Genomic DNA, 13,139 nt, shown 5'->3' with positions numbered 1-13,139 from the left:
CACCGCGTTTCACAAAGGTTGACTCAATGTCCATGCGTAACGATGCCAACGACGACTTCGATGATGTACCGAGCCTGCGTGCAGACATCCTCGACGACGATGATTTTCCACCGACCACCCGCACCGCCGTGCATTCGCGCACGCCGCAGGTGGTCAAGGTCAAGGCCGCGAGCACCGGCCCTCTGTGGGCATTGGTGGGCGCCTTGTTCTTTGCCTTCGCGGGCCTTGCCTGGTGGAGCTTTCAGCAGATTTCGCTGATGGAACAGCAACTGGTGGCGACCCAGGAAAGTTTCGCGCGCATCAGTGAGGAAGCGGCGGGGCGCCTGCAAGATATTTCCGGCAAGGTTGTCGCCAGCCAGACTAACGTCACCAGCGATAGCGAAGCCTTGAAGCTGCAAATCAAACAGCTGGAAAGCAAGTTGCTGGATCAGAGCAAGCAGCAACAAGGCGTGGTTGGCCAGACGTCTGATCTGGACAAGCGTCTGGCGCAGATGACTGCGCAAACCTCCGACCTGGACAAGCGCCTGGCGCAGGTCACCACCCAAAGCTCTGAGCACCAAACCGTCAACACGCAGTTGCAGGCTCAGGTCAAAGTCTTGATCGGCGACGTGGCCGCGCTGAAAAGTGCTCCGGCAGATACCGAGAAATTCGATGCTCAACTGAAAAGCCTGGGCGCCGACATTACTGCTCTGAAGAAGCAAGGCAATCCGAGCGCCGCCATCGAGCGCCTGGAGCAGGACATCGTCGTGCTCAAAAGCGAGCAGGACAACCGCCCTGCTGCGGCTCAGGGGGCAACCAATACTGCCGAATTCGATGCTTTCCGCAGCCAGGTCACCCGCAACATCAACACCCTGCAAGCGCAGATCCAGAACCTGCAGCAGCAATTGCGCACCCGCCAGTAAGCATCCTGTAGCAGATGCTGCAGGCTGCGTTCGGCTGCGAAGCAGTCGTGAAACCGGGCACTTCGGTAGGCCAGACAGATCGCGAGTACCAAACTCGCGACTGCTGCGCAGCCGAACGCAGCCTTCGGCAGCTGCTACACATGAACCTGTGTGATACAGGTTCCTGAATATTCGTACATATCCCCAAGCCGTCTACGCTCTTGAAACACCAACAAGAACGAGGGATGCGCAATGGGGTTTCTGCAGAAGCTGGCCTTGCTGGGCGGCATGATTTTGTTGTGCCTGGGGCAGGCTCAGGCCGCCGGGACGGAAAAGGACGACAGCAAAGCGGCCATCGCCTTGCTGGAAAAAGCCCTGGCCTATTACCACCAGAATGGCGACAAGGCGTTCGCTGCATTCAGCCGTCAGGGCGAATTCGTCGACAAGGACCGCTATGTCTTCGTGCTCGACACCCAAGGCGTGATGCTCGCCAGCGGCGGGCCGTCTTCGGCATTGATTGGCCGGGATGTCTCGGAAACCCTCGGGCCGGATTTGCAGAAAGCGTTCAAGGACGCCCTCAAGGTACCGGAGGGCAATGGCATTCAGCAGGCCGAGTATCGCTGGCAGAACTGGGCTGATGGAAAGGTCGAGCGCAAACATGTGTTCTATCAACGGGTCGGTCAGCGGATTCTCGCGGTGGGTTACTACTTGCCACGGGCCTCAGCCGAACAGGCCATGGCGTTGCTGAACAAAGCGGCTACCGACCTGGCCAAGGACGAGAAGGGGACGCTGACGGCGATCAACTCCCTCAAGGGCGGTTATCTGCAGGATGACCTCTACGTGTTTGTCGTCGACCTGGACACCCAGCGTTATGTCGCCCACGGCACCAACCTGCGCTTGATCAACACCGACTTCAGCAAGATCAAGGACCCGGAAGGCAAACCGGTGGGCGAACCGATCCTGGCGTTGATCGCCAAGCAGGATTACGGCGAGTACCAATACCGCTGGAAGAACCCGGTGACTTCCAAGGTCGAGGACAAGCATGCGTACCTGAAAAAGGTCGGGCATTTTCTGGTGGCTGTCGGGTATTACAGCCCTTGAAGATCAAAAGATCGCAGCCTGCGACAGCTCCTACAAGTGGACGCATTCCAATGTAGGAGCTGCCGCAGGCTGCGATCTTTTAATGTTAACGAACCTTGTCTTCGCGCCCGCGCAACAACATGTTCGGCATCGCAATCGCCGCCGCCAGCCCCAGCAGTGACACCGCCGCGCTGACCATCAGCAAATGCCGGAACGTCACCAGCAATTCGGCACGCAAAGCATTCTGCGCATCCCCCGGCGCGGCGTTCAAACCGTCGAGCAAGACGTTCCCCGAGTGACCTTCGGCAATCAACGTCGAGCCGGCCAGGTGGGCAAAGCTCGAATCCTGCAACAACGCCAGCAACAGCGCCGACATCAACGCCACCCCCACCGCACCGCCCAACGAACGGAACAGGTTGGTGGTGCTGGTGGCGACACCGATGTCGCGTTGTTCCACCGAATTTTGCGTGCCCACCAGCGAGGTCGGGAACTGCAAGCCCGAGGCGATCCCGCTGAGCAACATGAACAGGCTGCTCAGCACAAATGCCTGGGGTGGACTGAACGCCATGCCCAGAATCGAGATCGGCATCAGCGCGGCACCGGTGAGAATCATGGGTTTATAGCGGCCGGTGACCGAAGTCCGGCGCCCGGCGAAATACGCGCCAATCGGCAGGCCCATCGCCAGTGGCAGCAGGTGCAACGCAGCGCTGTCGGCACCAGCGCCGGTGACGCTCTGAAAGCGCAGCGGCATCAACACGATCAACGAAATTGCCTGGAAACTGGTGAAGAAAATCGTGCACCAGCAGAGGATTGCATTGCGGTTGGCAAATAAATGCATCGGCAGCAAAGGCTCATGCGCACGCCGTTCATGCACCACAAACAACCCCAATACCAGCAAGGAGCAGGCGAGCAATGCCATGACTTCGGCGCTGCGCCACGAATGACCCTGACCGACCTGGGTGATGCCCAACAGCAATGCCGTCAGGCCGATGATCATCAGTACAGTGCCGAGGTAGTCGATGACAGGTTTGCGTTGCGGAATCGGCAGGCCGACCAAGGTGCGATTGGCCACCAGCCAGGCGCCGAGGCCCAGTGGCAGGTTGATCAGGAACACCCAGCGCCAGGACAGGTACTCGGTCATGTAACCGCCGAGCACCGGCCCGGCAACACTGGCTACCGCGTACATGCTGCTGAAGTAACCCTGATAACGACCGCGTTCGCGCGGCGGCACAATGTCGCCGATGATTGCCTGGCTGACCGAGATCATCCCGCCGGCACCGATGCCCTGGAAAATCCGCGCCAGCACCAGTTGCTCCATGCTCTGGGCCATGCCACAGAACACCGACGCCAGGGTGAACAGGCCCATGCCGAACAGCATCAACTTGCGCCGGCCATACAGGTCGCCGAGTTTGCCGTAGATCGGCACCGCCACCGTCATTGCCACCATGTAGCCGGAAATCACCCAGGCCAGCAGGCTGACGTCCTTGAACTGCGCGGAAATGGCCGGCATCGACACGGCCACGATGGTCTGGTCCAGCGCACCGAGAAAAATCGCCAGCATCAGCGCGATCAGCACGCTGCGGATGGCCGGTTTGGGCGTTTCAGGCTGGCTGAGATTGGTCACGGAAAAACCTGCGGGCAGAAATTGACCCGCAGAGGCAAGGCGAGCGGGTAAGTGCTCGCCAGTGTAAGTCGATAGCTAGCTATTCGATAGCCTCGTAGGGAAGCCCGACGTAATTTTCTGCAATAGTTTTTCGACCGGCTTCTGAATCGACAAAGTAGTCCAGCTCTGACTCAGTGATGCGCTGGCTGAACGCATCGTGGTCATCGAAACGGTGCAGCATCGAGGTCATCCACCAGGAAAACCGTTCGGCTTTCCAGACTCGGCGCAGGCAGATTTCCGAGTACTTTTCCAGCAGATCGACGCGATCTTCGCGATAAACCTTGAGCAGGATGTTGAACAACGTACTGACGTCGCTGGCGGCCAGGTTCAGGCCCTTGGCCCCGGTGGGCGGGACGATGTGCGCGGCGTCGCCGACCAAAAACAGGCGGCCATACTGCATGGGTTCGACCACGAAGCTGCGCAGCGGCGCGATGCTTTTTTCGATCGACGGTCCGGTCACCAGCTTCTGCGCCAGCGCCTGTGGCAGTCGGGATTTCAGTTCATCCCAAAAGCGTTGATCGGACCAGTTTTCGACCTTTTCGTCAGCCGGCACTTGTACGTAATAGCGGGTGCGGGTTTCTGAACGCATGCTGCACAGGGCGAAACCCCGCTCATGACGGGCGTAGACCAGTTCTTCGTGGACGGGTGGGGTGTCGGCCAGAATCCCCAACCAGCCAAACGGATAAACCCGTTCGAAGATTTTCAGGCACTCGGCGGGAATCGATTGTCGGGCGACGCCATGAAAACCGTCGCACCCGGCGATGTAATCGCAATCGAGACGATACTGTTCGCCATCCTTTTCGAAGGTCACGAACGGCTCGTCGGTTTTCATACCGTGGGGAACGACGTTACTCGCCTCGTAAATAGTCTGCGCACCGGCCACCTGACGAGCGGCCATCAGGTCGCGGGTGACCTCGGTCTGACCGTAGATCATCACGGTTTTACCGCCGGTGAGGGCTTGCAGGTCAATGTGCACTTGACGCCCGTCGAGGGCCAGTTCGAAACCGCCGTGGACCAACCCTTCGGCGTCCATGCGTTGACTCACGCCAGCCTGGCGCAACAGCTCTACCATGCCTTGTTCGAGGACACCGGCACGGATGCGACCGAGCACATAATCTGGGGTCTGGCGTTCAAGGATGAGGGTGTCGATTCCGGCGTTGTGCAGCAACTGGCCGAGCAGCAGACCGGAAGGGCCAGCACCAATAATGGCAACTTGGGTTTTCAGCGTTTTCATTGTTTTTATGACTCGCAAGCTTCACGCGACCAGGGCCGGTGAATGATTTTTATGGATCGAGTGCTTGCATTTTTCCCTCGCGGGTCTGTCAATTGAAGGTGAAAACTGAGCCGATACCTGTACATTTTGCCAATCGGTGCGATTATCGCCCGTCATCTATTCCGAAACCTGGATTGAAGTGATGAACAAGCCTGACCTGCCTTCGATTCCGGTGTTCAAGCTCTACGGTGAAAGCCTGGATTGGCCGACCCCGGACTTGCTGCACTGTGAAACCATTTCCAAACGCAGCCGCGAACATCAATGGGAAATCAAACCGCACCGCCATGCCGATTTATGCCAACTGCTCTTCGTATTCAAAGGTCAGGCAGAGCTTGAAATCGAAGGTAAGCGTACGCAGCTGAGCGAACCGGCCATCCAGATCCTGCCACCGTTATCGGTGCACGGGTTCCGGTTTTCCGAGGACGTCGAAGGGTTTGTGGTGACCCTTGCCGCGCCGTTGATCGCCCATTTACAGCAACAGTTGGGGCATTCGGTGAACGCCCTCGCCCAAGCTGAGAGTTACCCGGCGGGCGCCGACGGCGAGTACCTCAACAGCCTGTTCAGCGCGTTGCAGAACGAGTACACCAGTCACCAACCGGCTCGGGAAATGCTCATGCATTCGCTGGTCAGTGTGATCATGGTGTGGGTCAGCCGTCAGGTGATCCAGCGTCACTCTGCAAGTCAACGACCGCAGCGTGCCCGGGAATACCTCAACGGTTACATTCAGTTGGTGGAAGAGACCTATCGCCAACACGTCAAGGTCGAGGACCTGGCCCATCGCCTGGGGATTTCCGTCTCCCATCTCAACGGCACGTGCCGTGAGCTGGCGGGGCAGCCGGCCTTGCAGATCATGCACGAGCGGCAATTGCTGGAGGCCAAGCGCTTGCTGACCTACACCAGCATGACCATTTATGAAATGTCCGATGTGTTGGGGTTTTCCGATCCGACCAACTTCACGCGCCTGTTCCGGCGTCGGGTAGGAATCTCGCCAAAGGCGTTCCGCGACCGTTTGAAGGCCGATCAGGACAACGACGCCTGACCTCTTCGCTAACGGAGGGCGTTGAGGGTCGCGTTGTGGGGAATGCAATGCTCGTAGTTGCAGCTGGCGTACTCACGGGGCAGGTTGCGTAACTGCTCCACGCGCCAGGCTGCGGCGCCATACAACCCGAGCGTCACCGCGCAGGTGATGAAGATGGCGAGGTACCTTCTTGTTTTGATGTTCATGGCGTTGACCTCTGAACGAATACCCTTGGGTATTACTTTGAGCATAGGTCAGGGTGGGGGAGTTGTGTAGGAGCTGCCGAAGGCTGCGATCTTTTGATGTTGTTTTTTGTTGCTTCTGAAAAGCAAGATCAAAAGATCGCAGGCTCCGCCAGCTCCTACAAGGGATCAGGTTACAGGCCGATATCCCACGCCGGTTCTTCCGGAAATCGCACCACCAGAAAATCCAGCAAACTGCGCAATGCCGCCGGCATGTGTTTGCGTGACGCATACACCGCGTACACGCTCATCTGCCGAGGCTCGGCCGAGGGCAGCAGCCGGACCAGTTCGCCGCTGTGGATATGCACCCCGGCCTGATAAGTGGGCAGCATCGCCACCCCGGCGCCGGCCATCGCTGCACGCAGCAAAGTGCTGGCCTCGTTGGCGCTGATGTTGCCTTGCACTGGCACCGACACCTGCTCCCCGTCCTGCTCGAAATGCCACAGGCTTTTGCCGAAGTAGGAGTGGGTCAGGCAATTGTGCTGGCTCAAGTCCTCGACCCGTAGCGGTGTCGGGTGCTCGCGCAGGTAGGCAGGGGAGGCGCAGATCACCGAACGGCAGACCGTCAGCCGACGGGCGATCAGGTTCGGGTCCAGGTCGTTGCTGGTGCGGATCGCCAGGTCGATGCGCTCATCCACCAGGTTTACCGTGCGGTCGAGCATCTGCATGTCGATGCTGACGCCCGGATAGCGTTTGACGTAGGCAGTCATGGCATCGGCCAGTTGTGCCTGGCCGAACGAGGTGCTGACGCTGATCCGCAGTAAGCCGCGCGGCGCATCCTCCGGGACACTGACGGCGGCTTGCATGTCGCTGGACAGTTCAAGCATTTGCCGACAGCGCGGCAGCACTTCGTTGCCGGCGGCGGTCAGGCTCAACTTGCGCGTGGTGCGATGCATCAGCCGCGCGCCGACCCAATCTTCCAGTTCCGCCAGATACCGCGAAACCACCGGCCGTGACAGCTCCAGATGATCAGCCGCCGCCGACTGACTGCCGAGGTCGACCACCGTAACGAACACGCGCATTGCTTGTAGACGATCCATGATTTGCCCGATTTCAGAAACAAACTATGTCCAAGCATCGCATTTTTTGTACTGAGTCAGGCAACTAAGCTCGCTCCTACAAAGGCGTATTTCAACCAAGGAGCAGCAGATGATTGGTTTCACCTCCCTCAAGCGCATTTTACTGGCGACCACCGCCCTCGGTTTTGCCGCCCACGCGAGCGCCGCGACGTTGACGCTGGACGTTTACAACCCGGGAGAAAAAGCGATTTTTCCGGTGAGCTCGGTGCTGGTCAGCGGTGAGAAAGAGGCGATTCTGGTGGACGCGCAGTTCGGCAAGTCCCAGGCCGAACAGGTGGTGGAAAATATCCGCGCCAGTGGCAAGCAACTGACCACCATTTACATCAGCCACGGCGACCCGGATTATTACTTCGGCCTCGACACGCTGACCGCCGCGTTCCCCAAGGCCAAGGTGCTTGCTTCGCAGCCGACCGTTGATCACATCAAGCAAACCGTCGACGGCAAACTGGCGTTCTGGGGGCCGAAGATGGGCGCCGATGTACCGGCCAAAACCATCGTGCCGGATGTACTCAAAGGCGACAGCCTGATCCTCGAAGGGCAGAAATTGCAGGTGGTCGGCCTGGAAGGTAAACAGCCGGATCGCAGCTTCGTGTGGATTCCGTCGATCAAAGCCGTGGTCGGCGGGGTGGTCGTGGCGGAAAACATCCACGTGTGGATGGCCGACACTCAAACGCCGCAGTCCCATGCCGATTGGTTGGCTACGCTGCATTCGATCGAAACACTGAAACCGACAACCATCGTGCCGGGCCATTACCTCGGCAAGAGCGCGCGGTCGTTGGCCGCGGTGCAGTTCACCGCCGATTACATCAAGGCCTTCGATGAAGAAACCGCCAAGGCCAAGGACTCTGCTGCGCTCATCAGCGCGATGAAAGAACGCTTCCCGACCTTGGGTGAGGAAAGCTCTCTGGAGCTGAGCGCCAAGGTCGCCAAGGGCGAGATGAAGTGGTAATTCGCTGTTCAATAAACAGGAGAAGTTCATGAGCAAAATCGCAATCATCGGTGCCACCGGTCGTGCCGGTATCCAACTGCTGGAAGAAGCCCTGCGTCGCGGTCACAGCGTTACCGCCATCGCCCGTGACACGTCGAAAATCGGCCAGCGTGCTGGCGTGGTCACCCGTGATGTCGATGCCCTCGATGCCAGCGCATTGCAGGCAGCTATCGCCGGTCATGACGTGGTCATCAGTGCGGCGCATTTCGCCACGCTACCTGCCAACGCTGTGGTTGGGCCGGTGAAGAAGGCCGGGGTCAAACGCCTGCTGGTGGTGGGCGGGGCGGGTTCGCTTTTGCTGCCCGATGGCACACGCGTGATCGATAGCGAAGGTTTCCCCGAGGCTTACAAGGCAGAGGCCAGCGCCGGCGCCGCGTTCCTGGGAAAACTGCGGGAAGAAAAGGATCTGGACTGGACGTTCCTGTCGCCATCGGCCGAATTTGTCGAAGGCGAGCGCACCGGGACATTGCGCCTCGGTCAGGATGATTTGCTGGTGAGCAGCGAAGGGCGCAGCTGGATTACCTTTGCCGACTACGCAATTGCGATGCTCGACGAAGTGGAAACGCCGAAGCATGTGCGGCAGCGATTTACCGTCGGCTACTAACGCCGCAATCGATGTAGGAGCTGCCGAAGGCTGCGATCTTTTGACTTTGAATGTCATGATCAAAAGATCGCAGCCTTCGGCAGCTCCTACGTTGTTTCAACGCGACTGCGCCTGCTCCACCAACCACCCCATTAACTCGCGCAGCTTCGGTGACGGCTCGGGTTTTTCCGGGAACACCAGGTAATACGCGAGCCCAGTCGTCACCTTCAATTCGAAGGGCATGACCAGTCGTCCGGCGTCCAGGTCATCACCGATCAACGACCAATCACCAATCGCCACACCCGTCCCCTGAGATGCCATCGACATCGCCAAATCCAGTGTTTCGAAATGCTGACCCTTGCTGACATTGCTCAGACGCACATCCGCCGCTTTCAACCAGGCCTTCCAGTCACGCTCATCGCGTGTGGGGTGTAACAGCAGATGCTGTTGCAGATCGGCTGGCGTCTGCAATGCCAGTGGTCCGTCGAGCATCGGCCTGGAACACACCGGCGTCAGTTTCTCATCGAAGAGTTTTTGCGACTCCAGTGCAGCGTCCGGCGGCGCGCCGTACATCACGGCCGCATCAAATTGTTCACGGTGAAAATCCACGCCGTGCTTGACCGTGGTGGTCAGTTCCACCGGCACGTCCGGGCGTTCCTTTTGCCATTGCAACAGGCGCGGCAGCAACCAGCGCATGACGCAGGTCGGCGCCTTGAGTTGCAGGGTTTCGCGCTTCTCGCCGATCTGCTCAACGGCCTCGTCGATCAAGCCGAAAATCTGCTGCACCCGTGGCAGCCATTCGCGTCCCTCGGCCGTCAGATCGAGCCCTCGCGCCTGACGGATGAACAGCTCATAACCCAGATGATCTTCCAGCCCGGCGATCTGCCGGCTCACCGCGCCTTGGGTGATGTGCAGTTGCTCGGCGGCCCGGGTGAAGTTGCAGCACTGCGCGGTAATCAGAAAAGTGTGCAGCGCCGGCAGGGGAGGCAGTCGTTTCATTGGGATCCAAGGTATGACGTGAGGACATGGCTAGTATGACTTTTTATCCATTGTTGCGGCTACGTGTCGCCCGTTCCAATGAGGCCATCCCTGGACCTGCGAATCCATCATAAACACTGCGCAGGCCCGGCGTCTCAAATCGAACAAGAAGGGCAATTCACATGGCGACGTGCGGCGAAGTATTGGTCAAGCTACTCGAGAATTATGGTGTCGAGCAGGTGTTCGGCATTCCCGGCGTTCATACCGTGGAGCTGTATCGCGGGCTGGCCCGGTCGAGCATTAACCACGTCACGCCGCGTCATGAACAGGGCGCTGGTTTCATGGCCGACGGTTACGCTCGCACCAGCGGCAAACCGGGTGTGTGCTTCATCATCACCGGCCCTGGCATGACCAACATCACCACGGCGATGGGCCAGGCGTATGCCGATTCGATCCCGATGCTGGTGATCTCCAGCGTGCAATCGCGCAGCCAGTTGGGCGGCGGTCGCGGCAAGTTGCACGAGCTGCCGAATCAGGGCGCACTGTGTGCCGGTGTTGCGGCGTTCTCCCATACGCTGATGTCGGCGTCCGAGTTGCCGGGCGTGTTGGCTCGCGCATTCTCGTTGTTCCAGGCCGGTCGTCCGCGCCCGGTGCACATCGAAATTCCACTGGACGTGTTGGTTGAAGACGCCGACGAGCTGCTCAGCAGCCTGCCGGTGAACATTGACCGTGCCGGTGCTTCGCCGTCGGCCGTTTCGCGCATGACCGAATTGCTGGCTGGCGCCAAGCGTCCGCTGATTCTTGCCGGCGGCGGTGCTATCGATGCCGCCGCCGAGCTGACTGAACTGGCCGAATTGCTCGACGCTCCGGTGGCGCTGACCATCAATGCCAAGGGCATGCTCGAATCCGCTCACCCGCTGCTGATCGGTTCGACCCAGAGCCTGGTCGCCACCCGTGCGCTGGTCGCTGAAGCCGATGTGGTGCTGGCGATCGGCACCGAGCTGGCCGAAACCGACTATGACGTGACCTTCGCCGGTGGTTTCGAGATTCCCGGCAAGCTGCTGCGTATCGACATCGACCCGGACCAGACCGTGCGCAATTACCCACCGCATGTGGCACTCGTCTCCGACTCGCGCAATGCCGCCCAGGCCTTGCTCAGTGCGTTGTCGCACAAATCGCTGGTCGAGCGTCGCAACGATTGGGGCCAGGTGCGCGCCGCGCGATTGCGTGAAGAACTCGCCGCGAGCTGGGATGCGCCGACTCTGGCCCAGACCCGTTTCCTCGAAACCGTTTTGCACGAACTGCCGAACGCTGTATTCGTCGGCGATTCGACCCAACCGGTGTACACCGGCAACCTGACGTTCAACCCGGAACGCCCGCGTCGCTGGTTCAACTCGTCCACCGGTTACGGCACCCTCGGTTACGCCTTGCCGGCGGCGATTGGCGCCTGGCTCGGCGGCAGCATCGAGAGCGGCGCACGCCCTCCGGTGGTGTGCCTGATCGGCGACGGCGGCCTGCAATTCACCCTGCCGGAATTGGCCAGCGCCGTTGAAGCGCGCACCCCGGTGATCGTGTTGCTGTGGAATAACCAGGGCTACGAAGAGATCAAGAAATACATGGTCAACCGCGCCATCGAACCGGTGGGTGTCGACATCTACACCCCGGATTTTATCGCTGTGGCCAAGGCCTTGGGATGCGCTGCCGAAGCGGTCAGCGGCGTTGAGCAACTGCGTGGTGCGCTGCGTGCAGCTACCGATCGACAAGGCCCGACGCTGATCGAAATCGATCAGGCCGAGTGGATGAAGGCGGTGTCGAAATGAGCTTCCCCACCACTCTCGATGGCCTGTACATCGATGGCCAATGGTTGGCCGGCAACGAACACCTGCGCGTGATCAACCCGGCGACGGAAGCGCTGTTGACCACCGTCAATGGCGGCGACGGATATGCCGTCGATCAAGCTGTCAGCGCGGCCACCAAAGCCTTCGCCGAGTGGTCGAAAACCACAGGTGCCGAGCGCGGAGCGATCCTGCGCAAGATTGCTGCGGGCGTGCAGGCCGGTCGTGAACAGTTGATGCATTTACAGTCGAGTAACAACGGCAAGCCACTGTTCGAAGCGGCCATCGACGTCGATGACGTGATCGCCACCTTCGAGTATTACGCCGGCCTCGCCGAAGGCCTGGACGCGAAACAAGACAGTGCCATCGAGCTGCCGACCGACGATTTCAGCGCGCGTTTGCGTCGCGAACCCTGCGGTGTGGTGGGCCTGATCGTGCCGTGGAACTTCCCGATGGTCACCACCGCGTGGAAACTCGCCCCGGCGCTGGCCGCCGGTTGCTGCGTGGTGCTCAAGCCTTCTGAAGTGACACCGCTGCCGGAGCTGGAACTGGCGGCAATCATCGCTGAAGCCGGGTTGCCTGCGGGTGTCTTCAACCTGGTGTGCGGCACCGGCCTGGCCGTTGGCGCGCCACTGTCGGCGGACCCGCGTATCGCCAAGATTTCCTTCACTGGCAGCAATGCGGTGGGCGTGCAGGTCATGCAACGCGCAGCAGAAACTGTCAAAGGCGTGAGCCTGGAACTGGGTGGCAAATCTTCGCTGCTGGTGCTGGCCGATGCCGATCTCGACCTGGCGGTGGAAGTGGCTTGTGGCGGTGGTTTCTTCAACGCCGGGCAGATGTGCTCCGCCACCAGCCGTGTGCTGGTCGCCGATGAACTGGCCGATGAATTCCTGACGCGAGTGAAGGCCCGTGCAGAAGCGATCCGCGTGGCCGACCCGTTCGACCCGAATGTGGAGATGGGCGCACTGGTCAATCAGGCGCAATACCAGCGCGTGCTCGGTCACATCGACCGGGGTTTGAGTGCCGGCGCCAAGCTGATTTGCGGCGGAAATCGTCCGGCCGATTTGCCGCGCGGATATTTTTTGCAGCCGACCGTTTTCACCAACGTGCCCCTCGACAGTGCGCTGTGGTGTGAAGAGATTTTCGGCCCGGTGATCTGTGTGCGCAGTTTCGCCTCCGAAGCCGAGGCGATTGCCCTGGCCAACGACAGCCAGTTCGGTCTGGTGGCCAGTGTGGTCACGCGCAATGCCGAAGCCGCCGACCGCGTCGCCAACGCTTTGCAGGCGGGGCTTGTGTGGATCAACGCGCCGCAAGTGATCTTCCCGCAGACCGCTTGGGGTGGCTACAAGCAGAGCAGCATCGGCCGTGAACTGGGGCCGTGGGGCTTGCAGGCTTTCCAGGAAATCAAACACGTGATTCGCGCCGTCTGACGGCACGAAAACGGTGAACGCATGCCTCATGGCGAGGCATGCGTTGGCGTCATGGCTTCGATGATTTTTTATCGATAGTCAGGTGTTTT

At 59.9% G+C, this 13,139-nt stretch carries 12 protein-coding genes; 7 read left to right on the top strand and 5 right to left on the bottom strand.

The window, feature by feature from the left end; all coding sequences use genetic code 11:
- The first annotated feature begins 26 nt into the window (after positions 1-26).
- Together KVG88_RS22350 and KVG88_RS22345 are read left to right on the top strand one after the other, a co-directional pair.
- Positions 27-902, top strand: coding sequence for an ATPase (locus KVG88_RS22350; RefSeq protein ID WP_150703979.1), 876 nt, complete (start codon positions 27-29; stop codon positions 900-902).
- A 231-nt stretch (positions 903-1,133) separates the two neighbouring features.
- Positions 1,134-1,982 (top strand): cache domain-containing protein, encoded by an 849-nt coding sequence (locus KVG88_RS22345; protein WP_150703978.1) that lies wholly within the window; start codon positions 1,134-1,136, stop codon positions 1,980-1,982.
- A gap of 85 nt (positions 1,983-2,067) precedes the next feature.
- Here the strand turns inward: KVG88_RS22345 and KVG88_RS22340 are convergent, their stop codons facing one another.
- Together KVG88_RS22340 and pobA are read right to left on the bottom strand one after the other, a co-directional pair.
- Complete coding sequence (locus KVG88_RS22340; protein ID WP_217872788.1) at positions 2,068-3,585, bottom strand: MDR family MFS transporter; 1,518 nt, start codon at positions 3,583-3,585, stop codon at positions 2,068-2,070.
- Positions 3,586-3,664: 79 nt separating this feature from the next.
- Complete coding sequence (gene pobA / locus KVG88_RS22335) at positions 3,665-4,849, bottom strand: 4-hydroxybenzoate 3-monooxygenase (protein WP_217872831.1); 1,185 nt, start codon at positions 4,847-4,849, stop codon at positions 3,665-3,667.
- 190 nt (positions 4,850-5,039) lie between these two features.
- Here pobA and KVG88_RS22330 point away from each other — a divergent pair, with 190 nt between their 5' ends.
- Positions 5,040-5,936, top strand: a complete 897-nt coding sequence (locus tag KVG88_RS22330) for a helix-turn-helix domain-containing protein (RefSeq protein ID WP_150703975.1) — start codon at positions 5,040-5,042, stop codon at positions 5,934-5,936.
- An 8-nt stretch (positions 5,937-5,944) separates the two neighbouring features.
- Here KVG88_RS22330 and KVG88_RS22325 read toward each other — a convergent pair whose 3' ends face one another.
- Together KVG88_RS22325 and KVG88_RS22320 are read right to left on the bottom strand one after the other, a co-directional pair.
- Positions 5,945-6,121: a hypothetical protein gene (locus KVG88_RS22325; RefSeq protein ID WP_191630521.1), complete on the bottom strand. Its 177-nt coding sequence runs from the start codon at positions 6,119-6,121 to the stop codon at positions 5,945-5,947.
- Between the two features lie 170 nt (positions 6,122-6,291).
- Positions 6,292-7,197: a LysR family transcriptional regulator gene (locus KVG88_RS22320; protein ID WP_217872787.1), complete on the bottom strand. Its 906-nt coding sequence runs from the start codon at positions 7,195-7,197 to the stop codon at positions 6,292-6,294.
- Positions 7,198-7,306: 109 nt separating this feature from the next.
- On the opposite strand from KVG88_RS22320, the gene KVG88_RS22315 reads away from it, so the two are divergent.
- The gene (locus KVG88_RS22315) at positions 7,307-8,185 is read left to right on the top strand and encodes an MBL fold metallo-hydrolase (protein WP_217872786.1); all 879 of its coding nucleotides are present in this window, start codon (positions 7,307-7,309) and stop codon (positions 8,183-8,185) included.
- Positions 8,186-8,213: 28 nt separating this feature from the next.
- Entirely contained in the window at positions 8,214-8,828 is a 615-nt protein-coding gene (locus tag KVG88_RS22310; protein ID WP_217872785.1) for an NAD(P)-dependent oxidoreductase, read from the top strand.
- A 96-nt stretch (positions 8,829-8,924) separates the two neighbouring features.
- Here KVG88_RS22310 and KVG88_RS22305 read toward each other — a convergent pair whose 3' ends face one another.
- A complete protein-coding gene (locus KVG88_RS22305; protein ID WP_150703972.1) occupies positions 8,925-9,806 on the bottom strand; it encodes a LysR substrate-binding domain-containing protein in 882 nt (293 codons plus the stop codon).
- Between the two features lie 161 nt (positions 9,807-9,967).
- Between KVG88_RS22305 and KVG88_RS22300 the strand changes: the two genes are divergently transcribed.
- Both KVG88_RS22300 and KVG88_RS22295 read left to right on the top strand, forming a co-directional pair.
- Entirely contained in the window at positions 9,968-11,605 is a 1,638-nt protein-coding gene (locus KVG88_RS22300; protein ID WP_217872784.1) for a 5-guanidino-2-oxopentanoate decarboxylase, read from the top strand.
- Positions 11,602-13,050 (top strand): aldehyde dehydrogenase family protein, encoded by a 1,449-nt coding sequence (locus KVG88_RS22295; protein WP_217872783.1) that lies wholly within the window; start codon positions 11,602-11,604, stop codon positions 13,048-13,050. Before KVG88_RS22300 ends, KVG88_RS22295 begins: the two co-directional genes overlap by 4 nt.
- Positions 13,051-13,139 lie beyond the last annotated feature (89 nt).

Source organism: Pseudomonas azerbaijanoccidentalis, from assembly GCF_019145495.1.
Classification (GTDB): Bacteria; Pseudomonadota; Gammaproteobacteria; order Pseudomonadales; family Pseudomonadaceae; genus Aquipseudomonas; species Aquipseudomonas azerbaijanoccidentalis.
Note: the sequence above shows the minus strand (reverse complement) of the source record. Positions and strands in the feature narration are given on the sequence as shown.

What these genes read in the sequence shown, in the direction of transcription:
- KVG88_RS22315 (WP_217872786.1), top strand. Translation starts at nt 7,307, where the DNA reads ATGATTGGTTTCACCTCCCTCAAGCGCATTTTACTGGCGACCACCGCC.
- KVG88_RS22305 (WP_150703972.1), bottom strand. Translation starts at nt 9,806, where the DNA reads ATGAAACGACTGCCTCCCCTGCCGGCGCTGCACACTTTTCTGATTACC.
- KVG88_RS22320 (WP_217872787.1), bottom strand. Translation starts at nt 7,197, where the DNA reads ATGGATCGTCTACAAGCAATGCGCGTGTTCGTTACGGTGGTCGACCTC.
- KVG88_RS22310 (WP_217872785.1), top strand. Translation starts at nt 8,214, where the DNA reads ATGAGCAAAATCGCAATCATCGGTGCCACCGGTCGTGCCGGTATCCAA.
- KVG88_RS22295 (WP_217872783.1), top strand. Translation starts at nt 11,602, where the DNA reads ATGAGCTTCCCCACCACTCTCGATGGCCTGTACATCGATGGCCAATGG.
- KVG88_RS22345 (WP_150703978.1), top strand. Translation starts at nt 1,134, where the DNA reads ATGGGGTTTCTGCAGAAGCTGGCCTTGCTGGGCGGCATGATTTTGTTG.
- KVG88_RS22325 (WP_191630521.1), bottom strand. Translation starts at nt 6,121, where the DNA reads ATGAACATCAAAACAAGAAGGTACCTCGCCATCTTCATCACCTGCGCG.
- KVG88_RS22350 (WP_150703979.1), top strand. Translation starts at nt 27, where the DNA reads ATGTCCATGCGTAACGATGCCAACGACGACTTCGATGATGTACCGAGC.
- KVG88_RS22300 (WP_217872784.1), top strand. Translation starts at nt 9,968, where the DNA reads ATGGCGACGTGCGGCGAAGTATTGGTCAAGCTACTCGAGAATTATGGT.
- KVG88_RS22330 (WP_150703975.1), top strand. Translation starts at nt 5,040, where the DNA reads ATGAACAAGCCTGACCTGCCTTCGATTCCGGTGTTCAAGCTCTACGGT.